Origin of the sequence: Halomicrobium sp. HM KBTZ05 (genome assembly GCF_041530035.1) — an archaeon.
In the GTDB taxonomy this organism is placed as follows: Archaea; Halobacteriota; Halobacteria; order Halobacteriales; family Haloarculaceae; genus Halomicrobium.
Genome location: NZ_CP168057.1, coordinates 2,927,959 through 2,943,472, shown reverse-complemented (window position 1 = coordinate 2,943,472; position 15,514 = coordinate 2,927,959). Strand labels below are relative to the sequence as shown.

The 15,514-nt window shown below is 63.5% G+C and carries 17 protein-coding genes and 4 pseudogenes; 7 read left to right on the top strand and 14 right to left on the bottom strand.

The features are described 5' to 3' along the window. Positions 1 to 17 precede the first annotated feature (17 nt). Positions 18 to 257 (bottom strand): hypothetical protein, encoded by a 240-nt coding sequence (locus ACAH01_RS15370; RefSeq protein ID WP_170093294.1) that lies wholly within the window; start codon positions 255 to 257, stop codon positions 18 to 20. Between the two features lie 133 nt (positions 258 to 390). Between ACAH01_RS15370 and ACAH01_RS15365 the strand changes: the two genes are divergently transcribed. Continuing rightward, positions 391 to 693 (top strand): rubredoxin-like domain-containing protein, encoded by a 303-nt coding sequence (locus ACAH01_RS15365; protein ID WP_372479769.1) that lies wholly within the window; start codon positions 391 to 393, stop codon positions 691 to 693. 229 nt (positions 694 to 922) lie between these two features. On the opposite strand, the gene ACAH01_RS15360 is transcribed toward ACAH01_RS15365, so the two are convergent. Then, positions 923 to 1,399 carry a hypothetical protein gene (locus ACAH01_RS15360; RefSeq protein WP_372479768.1) on the bottom strand — a complete coding sequence of 159 codons (477 nt, stop codon included), beginning with the start codon at positions 1,397 to 1,399 and terminating at the stop codon, positions 923 to 925. A 77-nt stretch (positions 1,400 to 1,476) separates the two neighbouring features. Here ACAH01_RS15360 and ACAH01_RS15355 point away from each other — a divergent pair, with 77 nt between their 5' ends. Continuing rightward, positions 1,477 to 2,355: a ketopantoate reductase family protein gene (locus ACAH01_RS15355; RefSeq protein WP_372479767.1), complete on the top strand. Its 879-nt coding sequence runs from the start codon at positions 1,477 to 1,479 to the stop codon at positions 2,353 to 2,355. A gap of 101 nt (positions 2,356 to 2,456) precedes the next feature. Continuing rightward, positions 2,457 to 2,558, top strand: a pseudogene (locus ACAH01_RS15350) (2-dehydropantoate 2-reductase); the annotation flags it as partial. A gap of 64 nt (positions 2,559 to 2,622) precedes the next feature. Here the strand turns inward: ACAH01_RS15350 and ACAH01_RS15345 are convergent. From ACAH01_RS15345 to ACAH01_RS15335, 3 genes and pseudogenes are all read right to left on the bottom strand, one after another. Beyond that, on the bottom strand, positions 2,623 to 3,654 hold the full coding sequence (locus tag ACAH01_RS15345) for a lysylphosphatidylglycerol synthase transmembrane domain-containing protein (protein WP_170093299.1): 1,032 nt from the start codon (positions 3,652 to 3,654) through the stop codon (positions 2,623 to 2,625). A 2-nt stretch (positions 3,655 to 3,656) separates the two neighbouring features. Further along, on the bottom strand, positions 3,657 to 5,177 hold the full coding sequence (locus tag ACAH01_RS15340; protein ID WP_372479766.1) for a sulfatase: 1,521 nt from the start codon (positions 5,175 to 5,177) through the stop codon (positions 3,657 to 3,659). 57 nt (positions 5,178 to 5,234) lie between these two features. After that, positions 5,235 to 5,330 (bottom strand): annotated as a pseudogene (locus tag ACAH01_RS15335) (IS6 family transposase); the annotation flags it as partial. A gap of 260 nt (positions 5,331 to 5,590) precedes the next feature. Between ACAH01_RS15335 and ACAH01_RS15330 the strand changes: the two are divergent. Continuing rightward, on the top strand, positions 5,591 to 6,091 hold the full coding sequence (locus ACAH01_RS15330) for a hypothetical protein (RefSeq protein WP_372479765.1): 501 nt from the start codon (positions 5,591 to 5,593) through the stop codon (positions 6,089 to 6,091). 2 nt (positions 6,092 to 6,093) lie between these two features. Beyond that, positions 6,094 to 6,777 (top strand): hypothetical protein, encoded by a 684-nt coding sequence (locus tag ACAH01_RS15325; protein ID WP_372479764.1) that lies wholly within the window; start codon positions 6,094 to 6,096, stop codon positions 6,775 to 6,777. 7 nt (positions 6,778 to 6,784) lie between these two features. On the opposite strand, the pseudogene ACAH01_RS15320 reads toward ACAH01_RS15325, so the two are convergent. The 7 genes and pseudogenes from ACAH01_RS15320 to ACAH01_RS15290 all read right to left on the bottom strand — a co-directional run. After that, positions 6,785 to 7,238, bottom strand: a pseudogene (locus ACAH01_RS15320) (transposase); the annotation flags it as partial. After that, positions 7,239 to 7,919: pseudogene (locus ACAH01_RS15315) on the bottom strand (IS6 family transposase). It lies immediately after the preceding pseudogene. A gap of 75 nt (positions 7,920 to 7,994) precedes the next feature. Next, a complete protein-coding gene (locus ACAH01_RS15310) occupies positions 7,995 to 8,414 on the bottom strand; it encodes a hypothetical protein (RefSeq protein ID WP_372479763.1) in 420 nt (139 codons plus the stop codon). Between the two features lie 449 nt (positions 8,415 to 8,863). Further along, complete coding sequence (locus ACAH01_RS15305; protein WP_372479762.1) at positions 8,864 to 9,616, bottom strand: uroporphyrinogen-III synthase; 753 nt, start codon at positions 9,614 to 9,616, stop codon at positions 8,864 to 8,866. Continuing rightward, positions 9,609 to 10,424, bottom strand: coding sequence for a uroporphyrinogen-III C-methyltransferase (gene cobA, locus ACAH01_RS15300; protein ID WP_372479761.1), 816 nt, complete (start codon positions 10,422 to 10,424; stop codon positions 9,609 to 9,611). Before cobA ends, ACAH01_RS15305 begins: the two co-directional genes overlap by 8 nt. Next, the gene (gene hemC, locus ACAH01_RS15295) at positions 10,421 to 11,554 is read right to left on the bottom strand and encodes a hydroxymethylbilane synthase (RefSeq protein ID WP_372479760.1); all 1,134 of its coding nucleotides are present in this window, start codon (positions 11,552 to 11,554) and stop codon (positions 10,421 to 10,423) included. The genes cobA and hemC overlap by 4 nt, the downstream gene beginning before the upstream one ends. Before the next feature lie 85 nt (positions 11,555 to 11,639). After that, positions 11,640 to 12,185, bottom strand: a complete 546-nt coding sequence (locus tag ACAH01_RS15290; protein WP_170093306.1) for a CDP-2,3-bis-(O-geranylgeranyl)-sn-glycerol synthase — start codon at positions 12,183 to 12,185, stop codon at positions 11,640 to 11,642. 131 nt (positions 12,186 to 12,316) lie between these two features. Between ACAH01_RS15290 and ACAH01_RS15285 the strand changes: the two genes are divergently transcribed. Both ACAH01_RS15285 and ACAH01_RS15280 read left to right on the top strand, forming a co-directional pair. After that, the gene (locus ACAH01_RS15285) at positions 12,317 to 13,150 is read left to right on the top strand and encodes a proline dehydrogenase family protein (RefSeq protein WP_372479759.1); all 834 of its coding nucleotides are present in this window, start codon (positions 12,317 to 12,319) and stop codon (positions 13,148 to 13,150) included. Between the two features lie 63 nt (positions 13,151 to 13,213). Continuing rightward, complete coding sequence (locus ACAH01_RS15280) at positions 13,214 to 13,879, top strand: DUF502 domain-containing protein (protein WP_153552104.1); 666 nt, start codon at positions 13,214 to 13,216, stop codon at positions 13,877 to 13,879. Positions 13,880 to 14,128: 249 nt separating this feature from the next. Here the strand turns inward: ACAH01_RS15280 and ACAH01_RS15275 are convergent, their stop codons facing one another. Together ACAH01_RS15275 and ACAH01_RS15270 are read right to left on the bottom strand one after the other, a co-directional pair. Further along, a complete protein-coding gene (locus tag ACAH01_RS15275) occupies positions 14,129 to 15,067 on the bottom strand; it encodes a branched-chain amino acid transaminase (RefSeq protein WP_206039123.1) in 939 nt (312 codons plus the stop codon). A gap of 139 nt (positions 15,068 to 15,206) precedes the next feature. After that, positions 15,207 to 15,443 carry a hypothetical protein gene (locus tag ACAH01_RS15270; RefSeq protein WP_372479758.1) on the bottom strand — a complete coding sequence of 79 codons (237 nt, stop codon included), beginning with the start codon at positions 15,441 to 15,443 and terminating at the stop codon, positions 15,207 to 15,209. Between the last annotated feature and the right edge of the window lie 71 nt (positions 15,444 to 15,514).

Here is a 15,514-nt window from a genome sequence, read left to right as displayed (position 1 = left end):
CCGCCGTCGGCGGTGCGTTACGCGTCCTCGTCGGTACCCGCCCCGGCGAGCAAGGCGAAGACGATCACGAGCGGCGCGACGACCGACGCGACCAGCATCGGGAGGTAGTCGGTGATCGGTTCTCCAGTGATCACAGACTTGAGGACGTACCCGAGCGCGAACGCCGCGATCAGGAGCAACACGAGGGCGACGCCCCGTCGCTCTCTGTCGGCGGAGAGCCTGTCGACAGATGTCGAGAGATCGTTCTCGATCTCCATATCGACCGCATTCTTTCACCAGGTGTATAAATTCCCGCGTGTTTCTCTCGACGAAGCCACCGAGTACGGTAGCGTTCGATCACCTGTTCTCTCAGTGACCTTTATTGCCGTGTGGTGTGAACTGTGTTACACAATGTCAGAGATGCCAGACGCGGCCAGCGACATGGGACTGGGCTTCGGAGAGACCGTCTACGACGAGGACGGCCAGCGACTCGGGACGATCCGCGGGTTCGACGAGCGGGGGTTCTACGTCACGCTCGAAGGCGGCATGGCCGCCATGTCGATCGAACACGTCCGAGCGGGTGAGTCCGGAGAGGCCGAACTGATGTGGCGGTGCTGGGCGTGTGGCGCGATGGGCGAGATCGAGGACATCCCCGAGGAGTGTCCCGACTGCGGTGCGCCAAAGGAGGACATCTACTACTGGACGGAGGATTGATTTGCACAGTGAGCGTCAGGCCCGAACAGCGAATCAGTCCGAGTGATACTGCTGGCTGTCACTGTTGCAAGATATGTGCGACCACGGGGTCGCAACATTCGTGACAGACGGACAGCCGGCAGTATGAGGACGAGCGAGATTCGGAGCGAGCGAAGCGAGTGAGAATCTCGGGGCAGACGAACGGCGACCACGGGGAGCCAGCGCCCGGCCGACGGCGGCCTGTCCTCCGCTACGAGACGACTTCGAGTCGCTCTCGCAGCGACGACGGCAGCGACGACTCGACGGCCCCAATCACGTCGTCGGGAACGGCGAACGTGAACCGTTCGTCGCGTCGCGTGACGAGCGCGAGTCCGTCGTCGTCCCGAACCACCAGCGTCCGGATCTCCGGAGACACGTCTGCGAGCGCGTCGAACGTGCCATCGGTCAGCGGCACCGTCCCGCTGGTCTCCTCGTGGCCGACCGCCACGTCGGAGTGGGCGGCCAGATCGGCCAGCGCGTGACGGATGTGGTCGCGGTCGTCCCGCCGGCCGGTCCCCACGCGGACGGTGGCCGTGGCCGGTGATCGCGGACTCTCGTCGAGTACCGTCGCCAGCACGTCCAGCGGGGCGTCGTCGTCCGTCGCGGGCGTCTGGAGACGGTACTGCGGCGTCTCGGCCGGCCACTCGGCGTCGGCGAGGGGATCGTCCGAAGCGGATCCGTCGGTCATACCCGTCGTTGGCGACGGCGCGGCAAGTGGGTGGTGATCCCCGTCGCGCTTTTCAGCACTCGCGACGGAGTGGGCGCATGGACGTCGTCGTCTTCGGGGCGGGGAGCCTCGGCAGTCTGATCGGCGGGCTGCTGGCACGCAGCCACGACGTGACCCTGGTCGGGCGCGAGCCACACGTCGAAGCGGTCGAGCGATCGGGGCTGACGATCGAGGGCGCGATCGAAGCCCAGGTGGGGCCGGCCGCGGGGACGACGCCGCCCGCCGCGGCAGCCCTCGCCGTCGTGACGGTCACGGCCGGTGACACCGACGCGGCCGCCGCGGCGCTTTCTGACACGGCACTCGACGCCTGTCTCTCGCTGCAGAACGGCATGGGAAACGAGGCGACGCTCGCCCAGCGACTGGACTGTCCCGTCCTCGCGGGCACCTGTACCTACGGCGCACGCCTGACCGAACCCGGCGTGGTCGCGTGTACCGGCGTCGGCGAGGTCGTGCTGGGCCCCCGCGAGGGCGGCCACTCCGCGCCGGCCGACAGGGTCGGGGCGGCGTTTACCGACGCCGGTGTCGAGACCACCGTCGCCGACGACATGCCGCGACGGCTCTGGGAGAAGCTGGCGATCAACGCCGGGATCAACGCCACGACGGCGCTGGCCCGCGTTCCCAACGGCGCGCTCGTCGACGGCCCGGCCCGGCGCGTCGCCGAGCGCGCTGCACGGGAAACGGCGGCCGTGGCCCGCGAGCACGGCGTCGATCTGTCGGACGAACGGGCCGCCGAGGCGATGGCGCAGGTGGCCACGGACACCGCCGCGAACCACTCCTCGATGTTGCAGGACGTGGCCGACGGACGACAGACCGAGATCGACGCGATCAACGGCTACGTCGTGGCGCAGTCTGCGGATGTGGCGGTGCCGGTCAACGAGACGCTGACAGCGCTCGTACGAGCGTGGGAATCGGGCTAGTCCCGGTCGCGAGGCAGCGGCGAGCGACCGGCTTTTTCGCCCACGTTTTTGCAAGGGGGTCCCCGCAGCGCAGCGAGGATACCCCCGCAGGAAAAAGGTGGATCGACGCGATCAACGGCTACGTCGTGGCGCAGTCCGGGGACGTGGCGGTGCCGGTCAACGAGACGCTGACAGCGCTCGTACGAGCGTGGGAATCGGGGTAGTCCCGGTCGCGAGGCAGTGTCGAGCGAGGGATCTGGGGGCACACCACGGTGGTGGCGCACGGCCCTAGCTCCGCCGGAGCACGAACACCGCCGCCGCGCCGCCCACGAGGAGCGCGAAGACGTAGCTCGCGACCCGGTAGAGAATCGAGATGGCGGTCGCCCCGTCGCTGGCGATCGGCGTGAGCGCGACGATCAGCACCACCAGGAACGCCTCGACCGCGCCCGAGCCTCCCGGCGAGGGCGCGAGCCCGCCCAGCGTGCTCGCGGGGACGATGAAGAAGACGAGCAAGAGCGGGATCGCAGCGTCGCCGACGGCCATCGCGACGAAGTACAGCGGGAGCGCGAAGAAGATCCAGCCGACGTACGAGTAGCCAAGCGCCCGCACGAGCGCTCTCCGATCCGTCGCGATCCGCTGGAAGGCCTCGTCCAGTTCTGCGAGGCGGCTCTGGAGCCCGTCGACGGTCAGGCGCGGCAGGAGTCGGACGATCGGTACCACGACTCTGGCACCGACTCGTCCCAGAGACAGCCGGTAGCGCCAGCCGACCGCCGCGAGCACCGGGACCCCGAGTGCGACGGCGAACAGCGCCACAGCGAGTGGTTCCAGCACTGCCGGCAGCGACGACTGGTAGAGCAGGGCCGCGAACCCCACCCCGGAGAAGGTGACGAACGGGAAGAGGTTCAGCAGGTCCGCGGTGACGACCGAGGCCAGCGCGTCCTCGTAGCTGGCGTCCGTGTCTCGCGAGAGCACGTAGGCGATGAAGGGCTCGCCGCCGGCCTGGCCCAGCGGCGTCACGTAGTTGGCGAACGTCGCGGCGTAGTAGGTCACGACCAGTCGGCGAAACGACTCGCGGACGCCGGCCACGTCCAGGACGATCTGCCAGGCTTTCCCCCAGAACGTGAGACAGAGCAGCGTCGAGAGACAGCCCATCGCCAGCCAGCGCAACTCTGCCGTCGCCAGCCGATCGAGGACGTTGCGCGTCCCGACGAAATCGACCAGCACGGAGAGGACGAGTCCGGCGACGGCGAACCCCAGGACGGTCTGGACGACTGTCCGACGGTCGAACAGGCCACCGATCCCGCCTGCGTCGTCGCTCACGATCAGTCGATGTAGCCCAGGTCTTTCAGGCGATCCTTCGCGTCGTCGTCCATCGAGTCCAGCACCTCGCCGTCGGTGCCGTCGGCCTCGTCGGGCCAGTCGGCGTCGACGCGGTCGACGAAGTCGCTCAGTTCCGCTTCGAGGTCGGCCAGGAGTTCGTCGTCGCCGCCCACGCGGTCCTCGGTCTCGCCGGGGTCGCTGTCGATCCGGTAGGCCTCGTCCGGGATGCGCGTACAGTGGATGTACTTGCCCTCTGGCGAACGGGCCGCCCCCATCCGAGAGTAGAACCGCGACGCTGTCTCCAGGGAGATGCCGGCCGCGCTGGCTTTCCCCTCCAGCTGGCGGAGCTCGACGACCGGCTGGTGGTACTCGACGAAGCCCACGTCACCGCGGGGGCCGTGTGCGCCCGCACCGCTCGGGGCCTCCCCGGCGAACTCGCGATACTCCGTCGAGAGCAGGGAGCGAGCGGAATCGAGCGAGACGCCGTCGCCCGCGACGCCGGTCGCGTCCAGCACGGAGTGATACAGGTCGACGAGTTCGACGACCGTCTCGTCGTCGCGTTCGGGCTCGATCTCGGGGTGTTTGACCATGCAGGGGACGTTCACCAGCGGATCGTAGATGCAGAACTCGTGGCCGTAGAGGTCGTGCTCGCCGTGGAGTTCGCCGTGGTCGGCCACTACGACGACCATCGTCTCTTCCCACTGGCCGGTCTCCTTGAGGTGGGTAAAGAGCCGGTCGAGCTGGTCGTCGATGTGGCGGATCTCGGCGTCGTACAGCCCCTCGATGTCGTCCCACTCTGCGTCGTCGATATCGCGAGCGCCGCAGTTGAACTCCTTGGAGTTCTGGCACACCTCGGTGGAGTCGACGCCGGGAGCGAACTGCTCGACGTACTCCTCGGGCGGGTGGTAGGGGAGGTGGGCGTCCATCAGGTTGATGAACGTGAAGAAGTTCTCCGAATCGTCGATAAAGTCCATCGTCTTGTCGATCACGGCGGGGGTCTTCGTGTCGCCACCGCCCTCGGAGGCGAAGTACTCGTGGAACTTGTTGCCGATCTGGACCATCCGATCGGCGACGCCCCGCAGGGTGTCGCTGTCGTTCATCGTCTTCCAGATCCGGGCCAGCGGCCCCGAGAGGAGTTCGCTGGGCATGATCTGGAAGAAGTTGTCGTGGTCGTCGAACCCCGAGGTGAGGTTCGTGTAGGGCGTGATCCAGGCGTTCGAGGAGTAACAGGCCGTGTCGTAGCCGGCCGAAGACAGCGACTCGGCCAGCGTGGTCGCCCCGTCGAGATAGGGGTCCTCCTGGGTGGCCCCGTGTTCGGAGGGGTACAGCCCCGTAAACAGGGAGGCGTGGACCGGCAGAGTCCAGGGGGCCGGCGCGACGGCGTGTTCGAAGACCGCCGCTTCCTCGGCGAACGCCTCCAGGGTCGGGGTCGTCGGCTCGTCGTACCCGTACGCCGAGAGGTGGTCCTTGCGGACCGTATCGAGCACGACGAAGAGCACGTTCGTCCCGTCCGCACCAGTCATACTGAGTACGGCATCGTCCACGAGTTTAAAGACCGCGTTTCACGGCTCTGGGTGGGTTCCTAGCGCCATCGCTGGTTGGGGTGTCCGATCGCACTCCACAAAATCCAAATCAATCCAGTCTCTAACTCCCATGAGGCGGGCGATTTCTGGCATAGAGCACCAAGAAATTCTCCCGCCTCACTTTTCACGCTTAACTAAACACTAGAGTGAGTAGTGGGGCGAATCTTATCTGAGACGCCCTCGTCGAATTAAGCTCTAGGCAAAGTTTCCTCGGAACCAGTCTCGTATGCATTGAGACATCAGTCTTAATTTCAGGGTTATTAATTTTATTATAGCATTTAATAAATAGTGCATAGGTGGGGATATATTACCTCCATCATAAGTTTTAATGTGGGATAGAAATGTAATTGAATATGGTCAAAAAGACCAACCGTCGCAAAGTAATCAAATCTGTAGGTAGCGGAGTCTTTCTATCGCTTGGTACTAGCTCCGTGTCCGGTAAATCAAATGGGAATAAATACAGTGGGCTGGCTTATGATCCGGTAACTCACAAGATTCTTGGAGAGGCTTCTGCCCAGCTCAACGGGGCTCATGATGATCTTCGAGGTAATCTAAGAATCGGGAACTACCGTGTGAATATGAACAAGGCCACTAAGTTCGATCATGCAAATAAAAAATTCACAGAAACAAAGTACCGTTTCAATAATAAAAGTGTAGATAAGAATACAAATGAAGATTCCCCAAGTTCTGCCCGTTTGACAGCTGTAGATAACAGGCTAACTGGATACATTAAAGATGGCCAAAATAAGATTGCGTATACTCTATTTCCTCAACAAAGTCGTGTTTCTCAACAAAGTGGAGGTTCAATATTGAAGAATGTACTGAAGGACACGCGTCTAGTAGGAGGTGAGTAAATATGGGATACAAAGTCATGAGTCATCCTACATTTAGCTCAATTGGAAAGGATGGAAATAACCTATCAGATTGGTCCTATCAAGGGTACGTAGTGGCTGATCAGTCCAATGGTGATTTGGATGCCGACCAATTGGGCACCCATAAATCAAACACTTGGGCTGCAAAAGGATACTTTAGTGAGGAGCCAACTATTCAAGATGAGAATAAAGGTTGCTCTGGAGGGTATGGTCCAATATGGGATGTTGAAGGAACTGGTGCAGAGTTCTCTATTGCATACCCCGAGGAAGAAGATGATCAGACTTCAATACACTCAACCGCTCATAACCCGAACAATGGCGATGGGAAAGACAGTTTCTCTCTCAGTATCGGTGCCGGACTTGGACCAATCAGTGTCGGCGTCTCTAAGGCCTTTTATGATGGTCCAAACCTGACGAATAATCCATATGTGAATACAGAATGGGATCTTGACTTCGGTCTCCTTGGGGAATCAGTTCCCACAAGTCAAGAAGAGAGTGTAGGTGTTAGATGGGATTTCGAAGCTGAAAGTGAGACTGGTTGGTACGATGTGGATATTCAACAACAGTATTCATTTCGAGTGACGAAATCCTGTTCGGGTGGGCCGATACCAATTTATAGCTCTACACCAAAAGTCGGTCACTGGGAAGGTATCGAGATAGTTCAGTAATAGATTGCGTGCGCTTGATCGTCGAGAAAACGGTTTCACACATCGCTCGTTGCCGGTATCGACGCCCATCGATCAGCGCGCTATGCGCGTGATCGATGGGCTGGAACTCGCGGTGTTTGATCAACGGTCTCATGCTCTCTTCGCAGGGTTTCTCACGCAACTCCATCTAGTCGTACCCTTTGTCTGCTGCGAGGCTGGTCAGGTTGTCCGAGTTGTGGTGGGCGGCCTGCCAGCCGAGCTGTGTGTCATGGAGTTTCTCGGTCGTACAGTGAACATCCAGAATCGCGTGGCTTTCTGTGTCGACGAGCGCGGTTGTTTTGAGCGTCTGGACGCGATAATTTGTCCGCCGACAGTAGTGCTGGCTGACGTTTTCGGGGTCGAAAAACGCCGCGTCGATGGCAGTGTGACCGCTTTGATCGTGCAGTTGCCGACAGGCGCAGCAGTGCTCGCCAGGGCACTGTCTAGTTCTGGACCTCCTGAGCTGGCGTTCGCCTGTCGAGTGCTTGATTGGGTCGTTCGTGGTTGTAATGGTGTTTGAAGCGTTGTAACCACTGTCTGGCGTTCGATTGACTGCCCCGTCAGTACGTATAGAAGCGGTCGATTCGCATGGTGACGGTCTGGAACCACTTTTCGATGTGGTTCCGAGTTCGATAGTCGAGCCGACCGCTCAATTCGTGACGCGCAAGGGCAGTCAGATAGCCACCAGCATCGACGAGAAACTCTGTGTCGGCGAGATCGTGTTTCTCGGTGAGCCGATGGAGGAACGCCGCCGCGGGATCGGTCCCACGGCGGCTGAATACGTCGATTTCAAGCAGTAGTTTTGAATCGGTGTCGATTGCGGCGTAGAGCCACTGTTTCTCACCATCGACTTCGATCTGTTTCTCGTCAACCGCGACCCGCGACGGCGCTGCCGTCGGCGGGTCGCTCTGTGCTTTAGACAGCGTATGCACCCAATTCCAGACCGCGCCATGAGAACGATCGACACCCAACAACTCTAAGATCGCCACCGTCTCCCTGATCGACAGCCCTGCCGTGTGGAGACGCACCCCAAACCGCCGGACGGGTGTCGGGGTGCGCTCGTTCTCCCAAACGTCTTGGCTGTCCGTTTCCAACGTTTCTCTGAGCAGGTCTGCGAGTTCCATAGACAGTTCTCGCTACGGCCTGCTCATTCCTTAATCCCTCAACTAGACAGTGCCGCTATTCACTCAATCTCCGAGTTAGCACTCTTTTTGAAGGAACTCGACAGACATATCATCCAATACTTCGATAATCAGTCTTTGATGATAACAATCGGCTGGAGTCCATCTCGTTTGAAATGGTCCCGCACTCTGTGACCCATCTTTAGATTCAATTTCCACTTCAACGTCGTAGGTCCCTGTTTCAACAACATTCAAATCACCACCTCGGGCATGTTGTGTCGGGAAAACCCGATACTTAGTTTGGTATTCGACCTCTGAAGAAGAAAAAAAGCTGTCATTAGAAGTCACGGTTGTCTCTATCCATACTTCTTCGTCTCGGTTATTTGCCCACTCGATGTCGGCATATCCAGTCGAAAGTACGGACAGTCCTATATAAGCACCTACACCACCGACGACTCCTCCTCCAGCTGAAAACAAGATCTCTCTTCGTGTAGTCATACGCAAATATGCTACATCGAAGAATAGTATATCTCTTCTGGTCCTTCCATCTGATCGTCAATAGCGAGCAATCTCGACATTTCTCACAGTCGCTTTCAGAACGAGTTCACGAAATTTTCCAAATCACGTTCGAGCAAGAACCGTGCCGCCGTACCGCTGCTTGTATCTATAGAGTGTCATACAACAGTTCTCACGATCACCGACAGATTCAGCGTTATCATCTTTGTACCTACTGTCTCTAGCTCTAGGGAGATTATGATCACTACGCTGGATCGCGTCAACTAGGGAAGAATGGTAACTATCCAGAAATAAAATGCCGATCTGTGAGCGTTTCTAAGTGCCGTGCACCTAGTGCACTTTTCTACGACTGTAATATTCTTAAAAGATAATGTCTTTGACTATAGTTTGAAGACTTCTATGACACACTGGTAACGTCACAGCCGACAGTGTCACTCGCGGTGACTCGGCGCGGCCGCCTCGACCGCCGTCGTCGCCAGCGTCTCGAAGTCGGCGGTGTCGGGGACGACGTCGACGTCGATGCCCGCGTCCGTGGCCGTCTCACGGGTCGGTTCACCGATCGCGCCGACGACGGCGTCGTTCAGTCCCTCGATCGCTTCCCCTCGGAGTCCCCGCTCGTCGGCGGCCGCGAGGAAGTGCCGGACGGTCAGCGAGGAGGTGAACAGCGCGGCGTCGAGGTCGCCGGCCGCCGCACGCTCCGTCGACGCTCCGGCCCCCTCGGGCCGGACGAGCCGGTAGAGGACCGTCTCGTGGACGTACGCGCCGGCCGCTTCCAGTCCGTCGGTCAGGACCGCCGAGCCGTGATCCGAGCGCGCTACCTCGACGCGCGCGCCGTCGACATCGTCTTCCAGCGCGGCGACCAGGCCACTCGATGAGTACTCCTCGGGCACCAGATCGACCGCGTAGCCGGCGTCTTCGAGTACGTCTGCGGTGGGCCGGCCGATCGCACAGACGGTCGCGTCGCCGGGGTCCCACCCGGCCTCTGTGGCCAGCTCGACGCCGGTCTTGCTCGTGAGGACGACGTAGTCCGCGTCGGATCGGGGCCGCGCCCCGGTCGCCTCGACGGCGAGCATCGGGTCCGGGACCGGGTCGGCACCGAGCGACTCCAGCAACGCGACGGCCTGGGTGGTCCGCTCGTCGTCGGGGCGGAACACGGCGACGCTGAGCCGTGGCTCCTCACGCATCGTCGGCACCTCCGTCGCCCGCCGAGTCGTCCGCTGTTCCGACGAGGAACTCAAGCACCGCCGCCCGCGTCGCCGCCACGTCGCCGATGACGGTGATCGCTGGCGGCTCGATACCGGCCGCGTCGCGGGCGTCGACGATACTGTCGAGGGTGCCCGTCGCGACCTGCTGGCCGGGCCAGGTCGCCCGTTCGATCAACGCGACCGGGGTCTCGGGGTCCATGCCGGCCTCACGGAGCGCGGCCGTGTACTCTGGCAGCTTGCCGACGCCCATCAGGACGACGATGGTGCCGCCGGTCGCGGCGAGTGCCTCCCAGTCGACGGCCGACTCCGACTTCGTGGGGTCTTCGTGACCGGTGACGAACGACACCGACGACGCGTGGTCGCGGTGGGTGACGGGGATGCCGGCGGCCGCCGGACCGGCGACGGCCGACGTGATGCCGGGGACGATCTCGACCGGAACGCCGTGCTGTGCGAGGTGGACGAGCTCCTCGCCGCCGCGGCCAAACACCGTGGGATCGCCGCCCTTGAGCCGCACCACGTCCTTGCCCTCGCGGGCCAGCTCCACGAGGCGACGGTTCGTGTACTCCTGGGGCGTCCACTCGCCGCCCGCGCGCTTGCCCACGTCCTCGCGTTTCGCCTCGGGGATCATGCCGATGATCTCCGGGCCGGGGAGCTTGTCGTGTAGCACCACGTCGGCCGCTTCGAGCAGCCGCTTTGCCTTCACCGTCAGCAGCTCCGGATCGCCGGGGCCAGAGCCGACGAGATAGACCGTGCCGGTCGCCTCGTCGTCGCCCGTCTCGTCGCTCATTCGTCGCCGGCTCCCTGGGCCGTCGCCGCGTCGCCGCCCTCGCCCGCTCGCTTGGCCTGCTCGATCAGGTCGGCCGCGCCCTGTTGGGCCAGGTCGGCGGCGAACGCTCGCGCGTCGTCGACGTGGCGATCCGCCGAGAGGTCACGCGTGGCGGTGACCTCCTGCTCGCCCGCCTGGTCGAGGACGCGCACGGTCGTCCGGATCACGCTGCCCTGCAAGATCGCGTGGACGCCAAGCGGTGCGACACATCCCCCGCCCAGCTCGTCGAGGACGGTCCGCTCGACGGTCGTCTCCGCTCGCGAGCGCGGGTGATCGAGGGCGTCGTTGAGCTCCTGTGCGAACTCCCCGTCGGTCGCGGTGACCGCCAGCGCGCCCTGGCCGGGCGCGGGGACGAACGTCCCGGTCGGGAGCGACTGGTACTCGACGTGGTGGAGCAGCCCGGCCCGTTCCAGACCTGCGCGAGCGAGGACGACGGCGTCGTACGCCGTCTCGACCTCGCGGCCCAGCGCCTGGCGCTCGATCTCAGTGAGCCCGTCGAACCACGTCTCCACGTCTTGCTCGTAGGGAAATTCGCACTCCTCGTCGTCGACGCTCTCCTTTCGCTCTTTCTCGGCCTCGCTGCGCTCCTCGTGTTCGGCCTGGAGGGTCGGCGCGAGCAGCTTCTCGATGCGCGTGTCGACGTTGCCACGGAGCGGCTGCACGTCGAGATCCGGCCGCTCGGCCAGCAGCTGGGCCTTTCGACGGAGGCTCGACGTGCCGACGGTCGCGCCCTCGGGCAGCTCCTCGACGGTGGCTCCGTCCGGCGTCACCAGCACGTCGTCGGGCGATTCCCGCTGGGGAACGCCAGCGACGACCAGCTCGTCGGGCTGTTCGGTCGGCACGTCTTTCATCGAGTGGACGGCGGCGTCGACCTCGCCCTCCACGACCTGTTCGTCGAGGCTGCGGACGAACGCCCCGGTCTTGCCAAGCCGGTGGATCAGTTCGTCCCGAATCTGGTCGCCGGTCGTCTCTACCTCGACGATCTCGACCGTGTACCCCCGCGCTTCGAGCGTCTCGGTGACGGTCGCGGCCTGACGCAGGGCCAGGTCCGAGCCCCGCGTCGCCAGCCGCACCGTCGTCGCTGTCGTCATACACGTTGGTCGTCGGCCAGCGTAGAAAAGCCCACCACTTTCGTCGCTCTCGGCGAACACGCCCCGCGCGATCCCGGCCCGCCGATCACCACGGCTCGTCTTTCAGCCCCAGCGCGTACGCGATGCCGTTGGTGACGACGTGCAAGAGCGGCGTGATCACGACGACTGCGACCAGTACGGGCGGCCTGAACGTCGCCAGCGCCCACTCCGGTGCGAACAGCGTCGCCAGCGCGAGCGCTCCGACGACGAAATCGAGCTGGTCGAGCCCCGGAAACGCCGCCCCGCGTTCGCGACCGGTGCGACGCTTGAGGAACGAAGCGCCGATGTCGCCGACCATCGCGCCGAGTGCCAGCCCCAGGCCGGCCACCACCGGGAACGGGTCGGCGACGACCCCCAGCGTCGCGGCGACCGGCTCGTAGACGGCGTTGAGCGCCAGCGCCAGCGCCGTCCCCGCGAGCGTGCCGGCAGCGGTCCCGCGCCAGGTCTTCCCGTCGCCCAGGAGCCGTCGGTCCCCCCACGTCCGTCCCCCGTCGATCGGCCGTCCCCCTCCGGCGAGGACGGCCGCGTTGTTGGGGACGTACGCCGGTAGCATCGCCCACAGCGCCGTCGCCACGATCGCGAGTACGTCCATGTCGCGGTGCTGTCCCGCGGGCGGCTTAACGTCGGCGACTCCCTGCGGCACCTGCCTGGGCGGGTGCCGTGGTGCGGAACAGATCGCCTCGGTGACAAACCTCATAGGGAGGCGGGTCGTACCACCGGACGATGATTCCGCCACTGGCGCGGCGGTTCGTCGCGGGTGAGACGACCGCCGGAGCGCTGGAGCACGCGCGACAGTGCAACGAGGAGGGAATCGGCGTCATCCTGAACCAGCTGGGTGAACACTACGATCGTCGCGAACCGGCCGCAGAAGCCACGGCGACCTACGAGGCCCTCGTCGAGGAGATCGATCTGGCAGGTCTGGATGCGTGCCTCTCGATCAAGCCGTCGCAACTGGGCCTCGACGTGAGCGAGGCGCTCTTCCAGTCGAACCTCGACAGCGTCGTCACGCACGCCGCCGACCGCGACGTGTTCGTCTGGATCGACATGGAAGACCACACGACGACGGACGCGACGCTCGACGCCTTCGAACGGCTCGCCCGTCAGACCGACGGCGGCGTCGGCGTCTGCGTGCAGGCGAACCTCCGACGGACGCCCGACGACCTCGAACGGCTGGCCGACCTGCCGGGAAAGATCCGGCTCGTCAAGGGCGCGTACGATCCACCGCAGTCGGTCGCACTCCAGGACAAGGCCGAGATCGATCAGGCCTACCGCGACCAGTTGCGATACCTCTTCGAGCACTTCCGGGGCGAGGTCGCCGTCGGCAGCCACGACCCGGAGATGATCGACCTCGCCGCGTCACTACACGAGGAGTACGGCACTCCGTACGAGGTCCAGATGCTGATGGGCGTTCGCGACGACGCCCAGCGATCGCTGGCGACGGACTCGGAGGTCTGGCAGTACGCTCCCTACGGCGGCGAGTGGCTCGCCTACTTCTATCGACGGATCGCAGAGCGGAAGGAAAACGCGTTGTTCGCCCTGCGGGCGATACTCTCTTAGCTGGCAGCTGTCTGACAGAGACGAAGGGAAGGGCTGATAACGGGGGAGGGCTACGGACTTGACATGGCCTCGGCGACGTGGAAACGTGACTTCGCGAGCGGGCTGATCATCCTGCTCCCCCTGTTGGTGACGGTCTACGTACTCGCCTACCTCTACGGTATTCTGGCCTCGTTACCGCTCGCGAACGTCATCACTCCCGAGCGGCTCGCTCCGCTGCTCAATATTCCGGAGGAGCACCATCTGATGACACAGCTGGTGACGTTCGTCCGCGTGCTCACCACGCTCGCGGTCTTCGTACTCCTCGTGTTCTCGATCGGCTATCTGATGCGGACTGCTTTTGGCGACGTGATCGAACAGGCTCTCGACGACATGATGAACCAGGTCCCCGGCCTCCGCGTGGTGTACAACGCCTCGAAGATGGCCGTCGAGACGGCCGTCTCGGGGGCCGACGAACTCCAGACGCCGGTGAAACTCGAAGTGTGGGACGGGCTGCGGATGACGGCGTTCAAGACCGGCCAACAGACCGAGGACGGCCGAGACGTACTGTTCTTGCCGACCGCACCGAACATCACGACCGGCTACGTCATCGAAGTCGAGCCCGACGCCTACGAGGAGACCGACGAGCGCGTCGAGGACGCGCTGACGCGGATCCTCTCGGCCGGCTTCGGCGACGCCGAGGAGAACCACACGCAGGTCCCGGCCGGACTCGTCGACGCCGACGACGACTAGACTACCACCTTTTTCGACTGCGGGTGCGCCCAAGGCGCACCGCTTGTCGAAAAACGTGGGCGAAAAAGGCCGGAACCGGGCGACCTGCCGGGTCCTTCGGACCGTTCGGTCGCCCGGATGCTTGTGGCGGTCAGCATCGAGAGAGCAGGGTCGTCCTACGCCTCGCCGTGCCACTCCGCCAGAAACCGTTCGAAGAACGCGTGTCGTCGAGTGTGTCAGCGTCAACACCGCACGTGATCGATCCGGCCTTCAGACGTACTTGAACCAGTCGTCGTACTGCTCGGGTGGTTCTTCGAGGATGTCGAAGAAGCGCGTCTGGATCTCGTCGGTGACCGGCCCTTTCGTTCCGGCACCGATCTCGTTGTCGTCGACGCTGCGGATCGGCGTCACCTCCGCGGCGGTGCCGGTGAAGAACAGTTCGTCGGCGGCGTACAGTTCGCCCCGCGAGATCGTCGCGTCGTCGTGGACAGTGTAGCCCATATCTTCGGCGATCGTGATGACGCTCCGTCGGGTGATGCCGTCGAGGATCGACTCCGCCAGGCCGGTGGTGTAGATTTCGCCGTCGCGCACGAGGAAGATGTTCTCGCCCGGCCCCTCGGCGACGTTGCCCTCCTTGTTGAGGACGATCGCTTCGCCGTAGTCGTTGCCCTTGGCCTCGAGCGAGGCGAGGACGCTGTTGACGTAGGCACCGGTCGTCTTCGCGCTGGTCGGGATCTGGCTGGAGGCGTGCTTGCGCCACGAGGAGATCGCCGTGTCGATGCCCTCTTCGAGTGCTTCCTCGCCGAGGTAGGCCCCCCACGGCCAGACGCCGATGGCGGTCTCGACGGGCGACTCGCTCGGGTTCAGCCCCAGCGGGCCGTAGCCGTAGAACGCGATCGGGCGGATGTAACACGACTCCAGCCCCTCGCGGCGGATCAACTCGACGGTCGCCTCGGTGAGTTCCTCGGGCTCGAAGGGAATCTCGATGTCGTAGACCTTCGCCGACTCGTACAGTCGGTCGAGGTGCTCCTCCCAGCGGAAGATCGCCGGGCCGTCGTCGGTGTCGTAGCAGCGCACGCCCTCGAAGACGCCGGTGCCGTAGTGCAGCGCGTGGGCCAGCACGTGGACCTGTGCGTCCTCGAAGTCGACGAACTCGCCGTCCTGCCAGATCTCGTCGACGCCCTCGAACATCTCCGGGCGCTCGCTCATCGAGCCGTCCCCCCGCGTGTGGTCTGTCCCTCGCGATACTGTCCACGCATCGTCTCAGCGACGTACATACCGGGCCATTGCAGGCCATCGTTAAGAGTGTTGACGATGTGTGTGTCTCCCTGTCGTGCCAGACGACGCGTCAGCGCGCCGCGCCGGTCGCGTCGAGATCGATCGTCGCGAGCGCGACCCCGGCGAAGACGACGCCGAGGAATTGCACCGTCGTCCACAGCAGGGACGCGACGGTCTCTCCCGCGAAGAACTCGACCGGTGCCGTCAGGACGGTGAGGACGAACGGTCCCAGCCCCGTGCCGAGACAGAATCCGACGACGACCAGCAGCTTTCGCTCGTTCGGGACCATCCGGCGGCTTTCGGCCATATCCGTAGCTGGTCGGGGTGTCGACTCAAACCTGTCGCTTCCCTCTCACGACAGTCGTCCGTGAAACGCGT